The sequence below is a fragment of the Streptomyces sp. NBC_01216 genome, assembly GCF_035994945.1.
Taxonomy (GTDB): domain Bacteria; phylum Actinomycetota; class Actinomycetes; order Streptomycetales; family Streptomycetaceae; genus Streptomyces.
This window is the reverse complement of the sequence record NZ_CP108678.1, coordinates 259436-273961: the sequence shown is the minus strand read 5'-3', so window position 1 is coordinate 273961 and position 14526 is coordinate 259436. Positions and strand designations below refer to the sequence as shown.

Sequence of the window (14526 nt, the reverse complement as noted above, 5' to 3'; positions counted from 1 at the left end):
GCTACCGGCGCTGGATCTCCTCGTTGGCTTCGCGCGCGAAGGCAGCCAGTTGTCGCAGGCCGGCGGCGGTGGAGTCCTTGATCATCGAAGTCGGGGAACAATGGGGGACCATGCCCTCGGCCCGCATCTCACCGAGCACGACGAGCATCTCGAGGACCTCGGCGCAGGCGGCGTCATCAAGCGCGTTGGCCGCTTCAAGGCCTACCAGGTGGTCGGTGAGCTCCTGCTGCTGAGGCTCGCTGAGGATGATGGTGTTGCCCGCACGCAGGGTGGAGAACCACGCCGGTTCCGGAGCGCTTCGCTCGGCCAGGTCGGCTCCTGCCCGAAGGAGCGCCGCGCGAAGACGTTCGGCCCGGGCCGGCAGCTCAGGATCTGCCGTCAGCGCAGGGCGCGGAGCGGGGGAAGGGGCTGGCGCGGCGGGTCGGCGGCGGAGCTTGGCGAACACCCGTCGATGATGCCGTGCGACTCCCGCCAGATTCCAACTGCGGCCGGGTGCTGTGACAAGCCCCACGTCAGCGGCTGGACGGGCGAGCTCTGATCCCCCGGTGCGGGCGTCGTGCCGCTGACCAGGGTGCCAACGGGGACCCGGAACGGTTGGGGCTCCAGCACGCTTTCCTCAACGGCGAGGGCCGGTGCGAGCAGGCGGTCGCGGCAGGGACCAGGTGCCGGTCCCCGCCGCGCCTCCTTCTCGGCGCCCCCGGGAGTTGTTCGGATGACGGCGAGGCGTCCCCCTACATGGGGAAGGCCCCTACTCGGTCTCGCAGAACGCCTCGTACCAGTCGCGGACCTCGTAGAGGTCGAGCGGGATGGAGGCGACCAGTTCGAGCAGGCGCGGAGGGACGGGCCAGGGGTAGTGCTCCGCGAGGAGAGCCAGGTCGGCCTGGCGTAGTGCCGTGACGCCGGCGCGGTGCCGTTCGTTCAGGTCGAGCTCCTCGTCGGTCTCCTCGGCGGCGGCGAGGTAGCAGGTGACGAACGGGTCGAAGGCCGCTCGCTGGGCGGCCAGGTGCCGGCGGTAGGTGGCGCTGTCCACCGAGGCGGTGTTGGCGGCCTCGCCGTCGTGCGTGCTGGGCATGCCGCACCACTCGTTGACGTACGCGCTCATGGAGTTGAGGTAGTCCTGGGTGTCCTCAGGGTGTGTGTCCGAGTGCTTCCAGTGGCCCGCGCTGGGGCCCGGCGACGTGAAGAGGCGTCCCGAGACGCGGATCAGGCCCTCCACCATGCCGGAGAAGGTCAGGAAGCGGTGCGGGTCGGACGCGAGGAGCAGCTCGGCGATGGTCGGGGCGGCGGTGTCGGCGATCTCCTGGGGCAGGTGGAGCCGGTGCTTGCGGCTGTCGCGCCGGTGTCGCATGGCGGGGCCGGCTTCGATGGCCGCGTGCTGGGCCATGAGGGCTGCGGCGCCGGCGGAGGGCGCGGGCTGGTTCGCCCACACCACGGTGTACTCCTCCTCGGCGAAGTCGCCAGAGATCACCTGGACCGTGTAGCTGTGGGCTCCGTCGCTGTCGTGGAGTTCGAGGTCCAGGACTCCGGCGGGTGCGCGCAGCGAGGACTGCCGGGTCGTCTCGTCGAGCGGCGGGCCGATGGCGGTGGAGGCTGCCAGCGCCCAGTCCAGCAGCTCGACCTGGATCTCCAGGCCCCAGACCGCGGGGTCGATCTCCAGCTCGCCGTCGGGGCCGCGGACGCAGTCCAGGTCGTCGCTGCGGACGAGCTCGCCGAGAGAGCGCAGGTCGTCGTCCTGGCGGTCGAGGAAGTCCTCGGCGCCGGGCGGCAGGGCGGGGCGGCAAAGCTCGTGCGCGGTGCCGCCCCCGTCGTGGCGCCGGCAGTTGCCGCTCCAGCCCGCGCCGTCGAAGAGCGACGCGAAGCGGGGATCCGGCAGGACCTTCTCCGCGGCGGTCAGGGCCACCTCGGCGGCCTGCAGGGTCAGCGGGTGCGGTTGAAGGCCGGCCAGTCGGCACAGGGCCTGCGCGGCGTCCGTGTCCCAGGGCTGCTTGGTGAGCACGGACCCGCCGGTCCGCGCGGCGCGGATCACCGCTGTACGCGGGTCGACGCGCCGCGTCGGGCTGTCCTCGGCTGCGCCTGGCCACAGCTCCAGCGGCGCCGAGAGGGACTGCCATAGCGGGATCACGCTGGCGGAGTTGCCCGAGGCGTCGACGAGGTAGCGGTGGTCGTCGTGCTCGGTGACCAGCAGTTCGAGGGTGGCGCAGCGTGCCGCCACGGTGCGCAGCAGGCCGACGCGGCGCAGGGTGGCCGACAGTTGCGGTACGAGGGCATCGAGGTGGGCGAGGGTGTGGTCGCGGTGCTCGTGCTCGGCGGGAAGGGCCGGCGTCCCGGCTTCGGGCAGCCGAGCCTGAGCGTGGTGGTCTTCGCCCGGGGCGGTGAGCGTACTCAGGGCGGTACGCCAGGTGTCCGGGCCGGTGTGGGCGAGGACGATGCGCATGCCGGGCAGGGTGAGCAGGATGTCCTCGCCGCTGCTGGCCCAGCGCAGGAGAGGAACGCCGCGCCCGCCCGGTGCGGGAGCGTGGGCGAGGGCGCGTGCCCAGTAGTGAAGCTGCTCGGCGTCGACGCGGATCACGAGCTCGCCGGGGCGCGGTATGACGCCGACGATGCCGAACGGGCCGCCGGTGACGGCCGGGCGGTGACGGCCGTAGGCGCCGAGGAGAGCGGCGAAGACCTGGGCCTCGCCTTCCATCTGGGCCCGGGTGGGAACGGGGATCAGCTCGGGCCCGGTGATCGTGTCGAGTTCGAGGTGGGCGTCGTGCTCGCTCTCCCCGGTGGCCCAGGAGCGCAGCGCGTCCGGGCCGGGGGCCGGGCGGTCCGGGTCGGGCTCGTACAGGGCGTTGATGTCGCGGCGGGCGAGCTGTGCGATTTCGCTGAGGGACAACGGGTCCTCCACATCGGATGGCTGGGTGCTATCCGATAGAGGTGTCGAGCGGCGTCCTCGTGTGACGGCCGGGGACGTCTCGTTAAAGGACGCCGATCGGCGCGCTGCGGCCTGCCTGTCCTGTGACAGGGAACCTGGACCGTTTGTCACCGAACTTGGAGGGAGTTACGCCGCGTCTGGGTCCTCCATCAAGTCTGTCGACCCATCTACGAGACGCCCGGATTGCGGTGCTGCCACTACTCGCTCCAGAGGAGGCCGGTGAAGGCGTGGTGAAGGAAAAACAGCGGGTCGTTCGGACTGATGGAACCCTGCTCCCGGAAGGGTCCTCCTGGAGGGCCATCCGCTGCCTGAGCGGGAGCGACGGTGCCCATGAGAGAGACGACGGCGAACGCCGCGACTGTGATCAGCTTCTTCATGATGTGATCAACGCTGCCCAGGACGTTCGGTAACTACGTCTGAGGGTTGGGCGGTCCAAGTTCGGTGGCAAATGGTCCACCTCCCCGTCACAGGACACTGCCGGTCGCGGTGGTGTGGGGCCGGTCACGCCGCGCACAGACCTGGGCTCGGCGCGGGCGGCGCCTTTCGGCGGCGTTCCGCCCAGGTGCGGACTCGGGCGGCGTCGCCGGGGCGCACTCCGGCGGCGACGGGGTCGAGGGGCAGGAGCGCGGCGTGCAGGGCGCGGATGCGTTGATCGACGGAGATGCTGATCCGGGTGTACTTGCCGTCGCGGATGGAGGCGACAGTCCGGGGGTTGACGCACAGCCCTCGACCGAGACGGCGGGCCGGCCAGCCCCGTTCGGCGAGCTCGACGAGCAGGCCGGCGGCGGGGGCCGCGTCGACCTGGCCGCGGCCGGCCAGCGGAGCTGGGTGCTCCTTCGGCGGGAGTGGCACGCCCAGCACCGCGCCGGCGGTGACCTGGGAGACCTGAGAAGGGTGGAGCGGCGGTGGCTTGAGGAGGCGGCGGATCAGGGTCACGGCGACGCCTGAGGCGCGGGCGATGTCCTGCGCGGACATGCCGCGCTCGCGCAGGGCGGCGGCGTGCCGGGCAACGGGGCCGGCGTCCACGCGGCCGCGGCGGCCGGCCGCTCGTTCGAGGTGGCGCTCACGCCGCGCCTTGCGTGCGGCGGCCAGGCAGACGGGTCGGGTGCAGCCGTAGTCGGCGCAGGACGGCTGTCCGTGGCGGACCCTGCTGCGCGCCGGGCGGCGGCCGGATGGCCGAGCCGGGCCGCCGGTGTCGGCAGTGGCGGGTGCGGCGGCGGCCGGTGGCCGGACCTGGGGGCGGGGGGCCGGGACGGGGTGGACGAGAAGCGCCTCGGCACCTGGGGCCAGGGCAGTTGCCCTGCTCTGGTGCTCGTCCACGCCGTCGTTCACACCCACCATTGTGAAGGCCCGCGAACTCCGGCTCGTGACGCCGTGGCCGTTGCCGCCCGGCGGCGGTCTGGCCGCCGGGACGGCAAACGGCAGTGGCCCCGGCGCGGGGGGACGCGCTGGGGCCACTGGAGAGTAGCGGGGACAGGATTTGAACCTGCGACCTCTGGGTTATGAGCCCAGCGAGCTACCGAGCTGCTCCACCCCGCGTCGGTGTGCCTTCACTCTACGCCATCGCGTCCGGCTTTCCGCACTGCTTTTCCGGCGGTGCGCCGCCTCCCTCCCCCAAAGCAAGTTTCTTAACTCTACGATTCAGTGTATTGTTTTTCCTACTTGTCGATTGGGCCTGCCAGCCCGTACCCATCCCCATGAGGCGTGACCATGGCCGTCATGATGACCCGTCGGGGCAAGCGCCGGGACTACTGCTGTCCCGGGCACAACCCCAAGGAACTGCACCACGGGACCGAACGCGCCCGCGAGAAGCGCGAGTGGCTGCGCGAAGCCGCCCAGGACCTCGCCGACGCCGAACGCCGCCCCGGCCCCTGAGCCTCACCCTCCACTCCGTGGCCATGCCTCCGGCGGCCACGGCCCCCGACCACCCCGTCCCGGAGAACACCTGTGCTTCCCCCTAACCGCGCCGAGCCCGAAGAGCTCACGCTCCCCCTCCCCCGAGGCGGCGTCCTGTCCGTCGCGGCCACCACCTCCCCGCAGGCCGGCACCGTGCGCTACGCCGTCCACACCCGTCACCTTCGCGGAGTGTTCGTGGTCCGCCCGCACGCCGTCGCCGGCGAGCTCCTTCCCGCGGGCGTGCGGGTCAACTTCGGCGACGGCGAAGCACCGGTACGCCCCTACCGGCCGCGCCCGGACGAGCCGGTCGTCCACCGCGTGCGCGTGCACGGAACCGCGACCTGCACCGCCCCCGACCGCCTCCCCGACCCCCGCGCCGTCCTCGTGGAAGCCGTCGTCCTCGGCGAGAACCACGCGACCAGGCGGGTTCCCGACCGCGCGGCGGCCCTCCTGGAGGACACCGTCCTGGCAGTCCTCCAGCACTGGCGGATCCGTGACGACCGGAACGACCTGGTGCAGGCCGTCGCGCGCCTCGCAGCCCCCACCGCCGTCCGCGCCACCCGCACCGCCCTGGCCACGGCAGAAGCCGACCTCCACACCGTCCGAGAACGCCTGCGCCTGCACCAGGACCGCCTGCTGCGCCTGAAGGAGCTCGCCGCCGCTCCCCCACCGCCGCCCAACGCGCCGGCCGGCGTCACGCGGCTCGTCTACACCGACGAACACGGCCAGGCACTCGGCACGGCGCTGGTGCGCGAGAGTGCGGTCAACGAACCGCCCGGCACCGTCACCTACCGGGTCGACGGACCCCGGCTGTCCGCCGGCGTCGTCATCGGTCCGTACCTGCACAGCGACGACCCCGTCCCCACCGGCATCAGCGTGCAGTACGGCACCGGCGGCGACGAACCGGTCGTCAACGGCATCCGGCTGCGCGGGGGCTGGAACCACGACAGCACGACGCCCATCACCCCCTCCTCCCCAGCGACGCTCCCCCGCCCTTCCCGGGCCGACGCCGCCACCCGGCCCGTCCCGGCGGCCACCTACCGCCGCTGGTGGGCCGTGGTCCGCGCCCTGGCCGCCCACTACACCCAGCGGCCCGACATCACCCTCTTGCGCCTTGCCGCCGCGCACGCCCGGGCCGCGGACCGCCGCCACGCCGAGCAGCAGACCCTCGCCGAGCTCCAGACCGAGCTGGACAAGCTGACGCACACCGCGGCGGCACTGCGCAGGCGCCTGAACGACGCCACCGCCCTGATGAACTGATCCGTCAGCTCACACAGCCGCACGAGCGCCGCACCACCGGGGCTACTCGTCTCGATCCTCTTCGACGGCCGGCTCCCCCCGGCCGATCCTCCTCGCCACCCCTTGCAGCGCCCGCAGCAGCTCCCGGTCCGCGTCTTCGGCCCTGAACTCGATATTCCACTGCCGCACGTCGTCCACCAGGCCCTCGATCTCCTGCGAGAGCCGCTCCCGCAGCACCCCGGGGCGCAGGGCCTCGACTTCAACCGAGCTGTTCGGGTCCAGGCCCTCGCGCAGGCACTCCTCGCGGTAGCGGGCGTAGTTGACGTCCCGGGGGTTGACGTCGTGGGTGGTGAGCTGGCCGGAGCGGACGTCGTCCGCGGTGATGGCGATCTGCCGGAAGTCCAGGTCGAGGTCGCCGTTGCCGTAGCGTTCCATCCGCTCGACCACGGAACGAGGGACACAGCGCCCCGTGGGGTCCCAGTCGCCGCAGAAAATCACACTCACACCCTTGCCCTGATGCGCGTACTGCTGCACCGCCTCGTAGACGAAGGTCTTGGAGGACTGGCCGCGACAGGAGTACAGGCCCACGCCCCAGGCGGAGGTGATCGGCAGGAGCACGCCGCCGACGGAATCGCTCTCGACCCACACCTCCACGCGGCGGGACTGCGAGGCCCACAGGTTGCGCCGGTAGCTCTCCACCTGGCGCTGAAAGGCGTCGTCGAGCGTGTCGTACAGAGTCTCCTGCCGGACCATGCGGGTACCGTCCGTGATCCACTCCCAGGGCATCCGGCCGGTCTCGCGAAGGTGGCCCAGCTCGCGGACGACCAGCGAGTAGTTCTTGCGGGAGTGGCCGACGTCCTTGTCCCACAGGAGTCCCACCCCGAGGTAGTACACATGCCGGACGCTGCACGGCCGCGCCTCTTCCGTGATCGCGCAGATCGCCAGCCGCAGAGCCTCGACCTGGGCTTTCGTCCGGCGGGCCCGCTTTACGGGGCTAGCGCTGTAATCCGGCATGCCTCCAGTGAACCGCAGCGTCCAGCTCACCGTTGCCCCGTGGGCACCGGGCTCCCGGCGCCTGGCCGCCGCTCCGGGCGGGAGGGAAAGCACCGGAGCATTCAGCCCCGGTCCGCACCGGACGCGCGGTTCCCTGCCCGGCCCCGGAGAGAGGCCGGGCTCGAGCACCCGATCCCCGGTGGGGGTCAGCTCACCGGCGCGGCCGGACGCAGGCCCTCACCGGGCGCCCCCGGGTCCCGCCAGTCCAGGTCCAGTTGGTCCGCTCCCTCGCGGACCACGATGGGCCCGTGCTTCTTCTCCAGCTTGTTGTACTGGGTGCGGCCCGAGCCCTCCTGCTGGTAGCCGGCCCACCGGGCCAGGTTGGGCTTGGTCAGCTCCACTCCCGCCTCCTGATGTGCCAGGTAGATCCGCTCGGCCTTCTGGCTCTTCGTCTCACCGGGCGGGGCGACGCCCAGGTTGACCTTCGGCTCCTCCGCTCCGATACCGGCCGCCTCGTGGTCCTCTTCGTCGTCCTCCTCGCCACCGTCCTCTTCCTTCACCTCGCCCGGCTCCGGCTCCGGCTCCGGCTCCGGGGCCGGGGCCGGGGCCGGGGCCGGGGCGGGAGCGGGAGCGGGAGCGGGAGCGGGAGCGGGAGCGGGAGCGGGAGCGGGAGCCGAGGCCGGGGCGGGAGCCGGGGCCGGGGCCGGGGCCGGGATGCCCTCCGGCTCCGCGGCGGACGGATCCTCCCCCTGACCCGGTCCGCCTTCCGGCGCGGGATCCGGCACCTGCTCCTGGCCGGCACCGGGTTCCTCGGGCACTCCCGCAGACGCCTGCCCCTCGGCCCCCTGCGGGGAGACCGGTGCCTGGGCGGGCAGCGTGACTGCAGCCGGCGGTGTCGCTGTGGCGGGCGGTGTCGCTGTGGCGGGCGCCGACGGGACGGCAGCGGGCGCGTTCACCGGAATTGCGGCGGGCGCCTCCAGAGCGGGCGCGGCCGGGGCTGACGGTGCCGCTGCAACCGCCGCCGGGGCGGGCACCTCGTCAACCTGCCGCTCAACCGGCGCCGTGGTGTAGACAGTGTTCCGGTCGATCGCGATGCCAAGTCGGGCCTGACGCAGCGGCCGCAGCTCGGCAGAGGCCGCCTTCCGCCGCCAGCGCCGCCCGTACTTGGCCTTCAAGTCCTGCCGCAGCAGCATCTTCTCCTGGTAGCGCTCCAGGGCGAGGGCGTACGACCGGATCTCCCAGAGCTTCATGTCCCGCCAGATGGAGAACGTCGCCACCGGCTGCAGGAACCAGCGGGACGGCCGTATGGAGTCCATGTGCTGGTCGAGCTCGATGGACGTCGCCTTCGCGATCGCGTTGCGCATCGCTTCGGTGACGGCGATGAACAGGACCGGGATCGTGGCGTGCATCGCGGAGCCGAGGACATCAGGCCAGGAGGACGCCGCGTTGAAGGTGATGGTCGCGGCGGTGAGCAGCCAGGCTATGTACCGCAGCAGGGGGTACTTGAGGTTGACCGAAGTGAGCGCCAGGTCCAAAGCAAGCAGGACCGCGATCCCCAAGTCGACGGCGAGAGGGAACGCCGGGGCGAACGAGCCGAAACCTTTCTCCTCGGCCAGAGCCCGCACCGCCGTGTAAGAGCCGACAAAGCCGGCCGTCGCGATCGCGATCGACCCCGCCCCGATGGCGCCGAACAGCACCTTGCGGCCCCTCGTCCACTTCACCCGGGCGCGCCCCGGGGTAGAAGCCAGGGGTATGGACGGCTCAAGGACAGTGCTGCTCGACCCAGCGGTCATCGGTCGTACTTCCCTCTCGTCGAGTCCGTGCGCAGGCGCGCATCGCACATAGAGGTGCGATCAACGCCTCGGGTGTGACACGGATCGACCTCCCTCTCATTCAGGCCACCCCCGGTGGCTTTGAACGGTACGAGGGATGAGGTCTACGAACCACCCCCTTCTTCTCACGTTACCCCGTTTCACCTGCCGATTTGTACTGAAGATCACGATCTTGCCCGCCGGCAGGCCCGCTCGATGCCTTCGTTACGCTTCAGTAGACCTGCCTACCAGTGGCTGGATTCACCATCCCCGATCGCCTGGAGAGCCTCGATGCCGCCCATGGCCACCGTCGTCGTCGCGCTCCTCGCCGGCCTCGCAGCAGGCGCCGCGGCCCGGCCGCTGATCTTCGCCCGCGCCGTCCCCAGAGGCGAGCCGAACCGAACGGCGTGCCCCTCCTGCGCCGCCAGCTACCCCTCCCCCGGACTCCGCGGCCGACTTCAGGCAGCCACGGGACGCTGTCCCTCCTGCGGCTCGAAAACCGGCCCGGCCGCCGGCCTGCCCGAACTGCTCACCGGGGCGTCCTTCGCGGCCGTCGCCGCGGCCGGAGCGAGCGGCTGGGTCGGCGCCGCGCAGTACTGGCTCCTCGCCTGCGGAGCCGCCCTGACGATCATCGACCTCAAGGTCCACCGCCTCCCCGACATCCTCACCCTGCCCGCGTCCGCCGGCACCCTCCTGCTGCTCGGCGGTGCCGCACTGGCCGGCGAGCCCGGCAGCTTCTGGCGCGCCCTCGCCGCAGCGGCGGTGGTCACCGCCGTCTACCTCGTCCTCGTCGCCGCCGGCATGGGCATGGGCGACGTCAAACTCGCACCTGCCGTAGGCGCGCTCCTCGGCTGGTCCAGCTGGACCGCCGTGCTCTGGGGCGCCTTCGCGGGGTTCGCCCTGGGGGCAGTCGCCGGCCTCGCACTGATCCTGACCGGACAGGCGTCCATGAAGAGTCACGTGGCCTTCGGCCCGTACATGATCATCGGAGCACTTGCCGTCTTCGTCATGGGCGCCTGACCCGAACGCACGCTGCCGCCAAGCCCGGGGCCCCATGAACTCCTACGACGCAGCCAGCAACCTCTACGAAGCCCTCCTTGCCGAAGCCGAACAATAATAGGCGTGCGACGACACCAAACTCGCGCTGCTGCAAACCGCCAGCCTCGTCCCCTCCCGCCTGTCATCGGCCATCACCGATGCTCTCCTGGCCCTCAACCCGGCCACCTAGCACCCGGGCCCCGCACCGACCACACGGGAAGCCCCCATGGCCGACCCCGAACTCCACCGCATCCGCGATGCCTCGATCACCGTGGTCAACGCCTCCCCCGAGGACAACGCCTCCAGCGACGTCTACGAGATCCAGGCCCACGGCATCAGCGTCCTCATCCGCCGCCGCGCCCAATAGGGGGCCCACGCCGACGTCCCGTACGTCCACATCGAAGACCAGAACAACGGCCCCGGCCTGCTCCTCGTCGAAGTGAACAACCACGGGGAGCACGAATGCCCACGCGCCTGGACCTACGGAGCCACGACGTGAACTCCGGACACGCCTACGCCGCCTTCCCCCCGACGCCGACTACGCGACCCTCTTCCGCACAGGTGCCGCCTGAAACCAAGCCACCGACTCCGACCGTCAGGAGGTACCCGGACTCGACGTCCTCCTGGCCGTGCAAAGCCCTGCACTCCCAGCCCGCCGGTCGCTTCAAGCCCGGGACCCTGGACATCCGCGCAGGCGTCGGCCGCCTCTGGGGTCACTTCACCGAGACCACTCCCAGCGGGGACAACCAGAGCGTCAGCGCGCCACACAAGGCGTCCACGACTGAGGCGACAGATCCGCAAGGCTCACAAGTTCACACACTTTCACGCACGCACCCCGGCACGCGCACGCCTGCTTCCACCTGCACCTTTGCCCCTCAACGCCCGGCTGGACAGGCTCCATCCGCCACTTTCAACGAGCCGAACCCCAGCCCTGCCGACCGCCCTCTTGCGCAGTTTCACTAATTCACACACTTTCATGCACGCACTCATGCGCACGAACGCATGGACCCGCTCAAACTTTTGCTCCGCGACACCCGGCCAGGCAGGCTCCGCTCGCCACCCCTCGCAAACCATGCCCCACCCCACGCCCGCCAACTGGCATCACCATGCCGAGTTTCACTAATTCACACACTTTCACGCACGCACACCCGCATACCCTCTGGCGATCTTCTCCACCCCGATGCGCCCACGCTTCTTGCGTCTCACTCGCTCTCGCCGCCCGTCTTCCGTGAGCGCGCACCTATGACACGCGACGCGCACTCCGTCTCACTCGATATCGCCCACTGAAACAGTTCCACTGACGCTCCTATACCTACCTCTCGGCGCACGCTCACTCTTGCCGCCTTCACCTGTCGCTGGCCTCCTTCTCTTCCTCTGTTTACACGTGCAGCGCTTAGTGCGGTGCTACACACGACGACCGCCACTTACTTCGATGCGTACTTCTCTTCGTCGGCCTCTACGTAGGCACGCGCCTCCGTAGAGACGATTGCACTTTCAGACGGCTTTACTTTCACTGCCACCCGCGAACTTACTGTCGCCCCCATAGACCCCCTGGCTTCGCTTCGCGCTAACCCGCTGGCACCGCATCGAACGCGCAAAATGCCATACGCCCCCCGCCCCTTACCTATCTGCGGCCATTAGTGCCGACAGCCGAACATCCGTTAGCTAACTCAGACGGCCCCATGCAGCACACCACTTCTACGACCACGCCGCTGCCTACTCACGGGCGTTGCCGCGCTGGGCAATACTGGCCTGCTCTGGCACTCCGGTCCTCACCCAAGAACACAACCGCGCAAGGGCTCAGTGGCTTCCAGCGTCTCGTGCAGGTGGACCTCACCCAACACGCCTCACCAGGCATGCGCCCTGCCGGCCGCAACTGCCTGCTCGTCTTAACCCCGTAGCACAAATGCACGCCCTCACAGAAGACAGGTCACCACTCAGCGCGAGCTTCCACCCACCGTCACCACTGGGCGGCCAACCATCCCTGAGCGCGAGAACTCAAGCGGAAAGCCTCACCACCTCACGCTTGGGCGCACGCCTCGCAGCACACCGTCGCTTTACTCCAACGGCTCGGGAGCGCGGAGCGCGACCAAAGTCGCAAACCCGACTATCGGGGCTGCATTGCCGGTGGGGACGGGTCTGACAGGCCCGGCTGGTCCCCGGACAGCGACACCCGACACGCTGAAAAACCCCAGGTTCCACACGGAGCGCACCACTACTGCTGTTAACCTTTGGGCCGTCAGCGTGAATCTGTCAGTCCCACCCCCATCGACGTCGGCAGGAAGCGAACAGCTAGGGCGAGGCATCTGGGGGACGGGAGGAAGGCACCCATGAAGGTCATCGTCCTCGCCAGCCAGAAGGGCGGCGTGGGTAAAACCACGACGTCCGCCAACATCGGTTCGAGTCTTGCCAGCGGGGGAGCCCGCGTCGGCATGGTCGACCTTGAGCTGCAGGGTCAGCTCGGTGTTTCCTTGGGCGCGTTCGCGCGCAAGCCACAGGACATCGGGAGCGCCCTGCTCGACTACATCGACGCGGTCGACGCAGACGATCTTGCAAGCATGACGTCCCTGGGAAGCCGCATGGTCGACAGGAGCGTCCTACTCAAGGAGTTCGAGAACCCCGGCAGGCTCAGCGTGATCGGCTCGGTAATGAACGTGACCGACCGCGCTCGCACCGAGATCGCGAAGCGCGGCTGGGAGGCGGTGTCAAGCCTTCGCCATCTCCTCCTCACTCTGCAGGATGACTTCGACTTCATCATCGTCGATACCCCGCCCTCCGCCGACGCCTTGGCCTCCGTGGCCCTCGCTGCCGGCGACTACGTGATCGCCGTCTGCAACCCGCGGCTCGCAACCGCGGACGGAGCTCGCGTAGTTCGAAACAACGTGGTGAAGGTCCCGGAGCGCACCGGCGGCGCCTGCCGCCCTGTCTTCCTGGGAACGGTGATCAACGAGGCCCAGCCTCCGTCGAAGCGCACCGAGGAAGCAGACGCCGTCGAGGCCTTCCTCCAAAAGCACGAACTGGCACCCTTCAAGAAGGAGATCAGGACGAGCCCGCAGATCTCCGCTTCGTACGGCATCAGTCGCCCTATCGTCATCGATGAGCCCAGCTACGCTGCAAGCGGCTGGTTTGAAGACCTCACGGTCGAGATCATCGACAGGATCCGGGGTCTGTCATGACGGCATCACCGGAGGAATCAACGCGGGGCGTGGAGGAGTCGCCAAAGCCGCGGCGGAAGGGGCGAGGCAAGTCACGCTCCTTCGACTTCAGCGCCATCGAGCACGTGGGCAACGACGCCACTGAGGGTGGCTTCCTCGGAGACGACGCTGCTGAGTCGGAGCGACGAGGGGCAGCAACGGCGGTCGTAGTGCCTCCCAGCCTCTCGCTCGACGACGACTCGCCCGGGCTGAGTGGTGGCGACGACGCCGCTGGCGGTCCCGCATCGCCCGCGCTGGCATCGGTCGCACCTGACGCCTCGCCCGTCGTGCCCTCGCCGGCCGTGACCCGTGAGAATGAAGCCGTACTCCAGGCCGAACCCGAGCGCGAGCCCGAAGCCGAACCCGAGCGCGAGCCCGAAGCCGAACCCGAGCGCGAGCCCGAAGCCGAACCCGAGCGCGAGCCCGAAGCCGAGCCCGAGCCCGAGGCCGAGCCCGAGGCCGAACCCGAGGCCGAGCCCGAGGCCGAACCCGAGGCCGAGCCCGAAGCCGAACCCGAGGCCGAGCCCGAACCCGAGCGCGAGCCCGAAGCCGAACCCGAACCCGAGGCCGAGCCCGAACCCGAAGCCGAGCCCGAACCCGAAGCCGAACCCGAGCGCGAGCCCAAGGCCGAGCCCGAAGCCGAGCCCGAAGCCGAGGCCCGCGAGGAACGCCCTGCGCACGAACCTGCGCAGGAGTCCGCAGTGCCTACCGGAGCGCAAGCTGTACTGGTGCCGTCGGTTGGGGGTCGCCGCCGGAATGATGGTCCCGGATTCACCGCAGCCTCGGCTGAGCCGGCCGTCAGGCCCCGCAGTCGCAAAAAGGCTGCCGACGCCAAGCCTCCAATGCAGGCCGCTGTACTCGCTTCGTTCATAAGGCACAGGACAGCACGCGACTGGCCCACTTGGTCTGGTCGCATCGAGGGGGAGACCAAGGCACGGCTCCTCAACAAGGCCGATGATGACGCACTCTCTTCCGGGCGAAACCTCATGCCTGGGCACTACCTCGACGCCGCGCTGAAGCTGGTGCAGGACAAGACCCCTGAGGAGCTCGCGGCCATGGCCAACGAGTGGCTCATCGAGAGGTGGTCCGGCGAGCACCCGCCCGGGGTGAGCATCCAAGCTGGTGTGTCGCCGGAGATGTACACGTTCCTCAAGGGACTCAAGCGTCATCTGCGCGGGCAGCGCGGAGCCGGAAGCGGAGGCCTCATCCTCGACGTCGTCTCGGCTGCGGTGGATCGATTCCTCGATGATGCCGATAGGGAAGGGCCCTTCCCTCCCCCTCGTTAGACGCCATTGAGCAGGGGGTGGCTCGTCCCGCAGGGACGGGCCACCCCCTGCTTCTGCTATCCGTTCACTCATTCACACACTTCCACGCACGCAATACCTCGGTCAATCACACACGCACCAATGCATGCGGCCTAGCGCCCTGGCGACCGTCT

General features: G+C 70.0%; 12 protein-coding genes and 1 tRNA gene. 6 read left to right on the top strand and 7 right to left on the bottom strand.

The genetic code is table 11. The features are described from left to right. Window position 1: 1 nt before the first annotated feature. From OG393_RS33820 to OG393_RS33800, 5 genes are all read right to left on the bottom strand, one after another. A complete protein-coding gene (locus tag OG393_RS33820; RefSeq protein WP_250305373.1) occupies window positions 2-445 on the bottom strand; it encodes a hypothetical protein in 444 nt (147 codons plus the stop codon). A gap of 303 nt (window positions 446-748) precedes the next feature. Then, window positions 749-2878 carry a hypothetical protein gene (locus OG393_RS33815; protein ID WP_327378899.1) on the bottom strand — a complete coding sequence of 710 codons (2130 nt, stop codon included), beginning with the start codon at window positions 2876-2878 and terminating at the stop codon, window positions 749-751. Between the two features lie 236 nt (window positions 2879-3114). Beyond that, window positions 3115-3294, bottom strand: a complete 180-nt coding sequence (locus OG393_RS33810) for a tyrosinase family protein (RefSeq protein ID WP_327378898.1) — start codon at window positions 3292-3294, stop codon at window positions 3115-3117. 124 nt (window positions 3295-3418) lie between these two features. After that, window positions 3419-4249, bottom strand: a complete 831-nt coding sequence (locus OG393_RS33805) for a hypothetical protein (RefSeq protein ID WP_327378897.1) — start codon at window positions 4247-4249, stop codon at window positions 3419-3421. 133 nt (window positions 4250-4382) lie between these two features. Continuing rightward, window positions 4383-4456 (bottom strand) — tRNA-Met (locus OG393_RS33800). A gap of 180 nt (window positions 4457-4636) precedes the next feature. On the opposite strand from OG393_RS33800, the gene OG393_RS33795 reads away from it, so the two are divergent. Beyond that, the gene (locus tag OG393_RS33795; RefSeq protein ID WP_327378896.1) at window positions 4637-4792 is read left to right on the top strand and encodes a hypothetical protein; all 156 of its coding nucleotides are present in this window, start codon (window positions 4637-4639) and stop codon (window positions 4790-4792) included. 72 nt (window positions 4793-4864) lie between these two features. Then, window positions 4865-6073, top strand: a complete 1209-nt coding sequence (locus tag OG393_RS33790) for a hypothetical protein (RefSeq protein ID WP_327378895.1) — start codon at window positions 4865-4867, stop codon at window positions 6071-6073. Window positions 6074-6115: 42 nt separating this feature from the next. Here the strand turns inward: OG393_RS33790 and OG393_RS33785 are convergent, their stop codons facing one another. Then, on the bottom strand, window positions 6116-7066 hold the full coding sequence (locus tag OG393_RS33785; RefSeq protein ID WP_327378894.1) for a hypothetical protein: 951 nt from the start codon (window positions 7064-7066) through the stop codon (window positions 6116-6118). 185 nt (window positions 7067-7251) lie between these two features. Further along, window positions 7252-8766: a DUF2637 domain-containing protein gene (locus tag OG393_RS33780; RefSeq protein WP_327378893.1), complete on the bottom strand. Its 1515-nt coding sequence runs from the start codon at window positions 8764-8766 to the stop codon at window positions 7252-7254. 390 nt (window positions 8767-9156) lie between these two features. Here OG393_RS33780 and OG393_RS33775 point away from each other — a divergent pair, with 390 nt between their 5' ends. From OG393_RS33775 to OG393_RS33760, 4 genes are all read left to right on the top strand, one after another. Then, complete coding sequence (locus OG393_RS33775; RefSeq protein ID WP_327378892.1) at window positions 9157-9876, top strand: prepilin peptidase; 720 nt, start codon at window positions 9157-9159, stop codon at window positions 9874-9876. Window positions 9877-10120: 244 nt separating this feature from the next. Further along, entirely contained in the window at window positions 10121-10261 is a 141-nt protein-coding gene (locus tag OG393_RS33770; RefSeq protein ID WP_327378891.1) for a hypothetical protein, read from the top strand. A 1963-nt stretch (window positions 10262-12224) separates the two neighbouring features. Beyond that, window positions 12225-13070 (top strand): ParA family protein, encoded by an 846-nt coding sequence (locus OG393_RS33765; protein ID WP_327378890.1) that lies wholly within the window; start codon window positions 12225-12227, stop codon window positions 13068-13070. Between the two features lie 29 nt (window positions 13071-13099). Further along, window positions 13100-14374: a hypothetical protein gene (locus tag OG393_RS33760; RefSeq protein WP_327378889.1), complete on the top strand. Its 1275-nt coding sequence runs from the start codon at window positions 13100-13102 to the stop codon at window positions 14372-14374. Window positions 14375-14526 lie beyond the last annotated feature (152 nt).